Raw genomic sequence first — 2,100 nt, forward strand, 5'->3', positions numbered from 1 at the left:
TCTTATACCAACCGCTTTACTAATTTCTCGGTAACTTTCATTTCCGTTCAAATAACGTTGAACGATGTGTATTTTTTCATCAGCTGTAAATTTAACCATAGAAAAACTGCACCTCCAATTGTTAGACGGTGCCTAACAATTGGGGTGCAGTTCAGTTTCTCGCTCTTTTTTTATTTGTCATAAACAATACATAGTGAAATTTAAGCGATTCTAAATACAGTAAGGCGAATGTTAGTATTTCCTGTTGCAGGGATCGTAATCTCGTTAAGAGTAGATTGGACAGAGATGTTTGCACCAGCTGCTAACGTTTCAATTGTAGTAAATGAAAGTGAGTCACCTATTAAACTTGAAGAGAAGTTGTCAGTTGCGACTGCTCCATTAATTGAAATTCCTACTCCAAGTGGAGCACATCCTGGCGCAGTTGTAGCGATGGATACGCTAATTACATAAATGCCAGCGTTAATAACAGTAACTGTATTTGTGCCGTTAAAGATCATATTGTTTACGTTAATTGCAGTACTAAAAATAAAGTTATTAAATTGCAGTACTGTTTGTTGAATGTTATTTGTTACAACAATTGTTGCTACAGGGAAGCTAGGTCCAGTAGGTCCAGTAGGCCCAGTAGGTCCGCCAGAAGGTCCGGTTGGTCCAGTAACTCCTATACCAGTAGCGCCTGTGTTACCTTGAGCGCCTTGAGGTCCAGTGGCACCAGTAGCCCCCGTGTTACCTTGAACGCCTTGAGGTCCGGTAGCGCCCGTGGCACCAGTAGCCCCTGTGTTACCTTGAACGCCTTGAGGTCCGGTAGCGCCAGTAGCGCCTGTGTTACCTTGAGCGCCTTGAGGTCCCGTGGCACCAGTAGCCCCCGTGTTACCTTGAACACCTTGAGGTCCGGTAGCCCCTGTGTTACCTTGAACCCCTTGAGGTCCAGTGGCACCAGTAGCCCCCGTGTTACCTTGAGCACCTTGAGGTCCAGTAGCGCCAGTGGCACCAGTGGCACCAGTGTTACCTTGAACACCTTGAGGTCCAGTAGCGCCAGTGGCACCAGTGTTACCTTGAACACCTTGAGGTCCAGTAGCGCCAGTGGCACCAGTGTTACCTTGAACACCTTGAGGTCCCGTGGCACCAGTAGCCCCCGTGTTACCTTGAGCACCTTGAGGTCCCGTGGCACCGGTAGCACCAGTGTTACCTTGAACACCTTGAGGTCCGGTAGCCCCCGTGTTACCTTGAGCACCTTGAGGTCCGGTAGCCCCCGTAGCCCCCGTGTTACCTTGAGGTCCAGTAGGTCCACCAGAAGGTCCAGTAGGTCCGGTAACTCCTATACCAGTAGCGCCAGTAGCCCCCGTGTTACCTTGAGCGCCTTGAGGTCCAGTGGCACCGGTAGCACCAGTGTTACCTTGAACACCTTGAGGTCCCGTGGCACCGGTAGCACCAGTGTTACCTTGAACGCCTTGAGGTCCAGTGGCACCAGTAGCACCGGTAGCACCAGTGTTACCTTGAACGCCTTGAGGTCCCGTGGCACCAGTAGCCCCCGTGTTACCTTGAATACCTTGAGGTCCCGTGGCACCAGTAGCACCAGTGTTACCTTGAACGCCTTGAGGGCCAGTGGCACCAGTGTTACCTTGAACACCTTGAGGTCCCGTGGCACCGGTAGCCCCTGTGTTACCTTGAACGCCTTGAGGTCCAGTAGCACCGGTAGCCCCCGTGTTACCTTGAACGCCTTGAGGTCCCGTGGCACCAGTAGCACCGGTAGCCCCTGTGTTACCTTGAACGCCTTGAGGTCCCGTGGCACCAGTAGCACCGGTAGCACCAGTGTTACCTTGAACGCCTTGAGGTCCCGTGGCACCGGTAGCCCCTGTGTTACCTTGAACGCCTTGAGGTCCCGTGGCACCAGTAGCACCGGTAGCACCAGTGTTACCTTGAACGCCTTGAGGTCCCGTGGCACCAGTAGCCCCCGTGTTACCTTGAATACCTTGAGGTCCCGTGGCACCAGTAGCCCCCGTATTACCTTGAATACCTTGAGGTCCCGTGGCACCGGTAGCCCCTGTGTTACCTTGAACGCCTTGAGGTCCAGTAGCACCGGTAGCCCCCGTGTTACCTTGA

At 52.6% G+C, this 2,100-nt stretch carries 1 protein-coding gene; it reads right to left on the bottom strand.

Annotated elements, in window-relative coordinates; genetic code table 11:
• Nucleotides 1-200 precede the first annotated feature (200 nt).
• Nucleotides 201-2,100 (bottom strand): Gly-Xaa-Xaa repeat protein (locus ACS2MN_RS30895; protein WP_438894969.1); only part of this gene is annotated, 1,900 nt, incomplete at its 5' end.

Origin of the sequence: Bacillus cereus group sp. BceL062 (assembly GCF_051780025.1) — a bacterium.
Taxonomy (GTDB): Bacteria; Bacillota; Bacilli; order Bacillales; family Bacillaceae_G; genus Bacillus_A; species Bacillus_A toyonensis.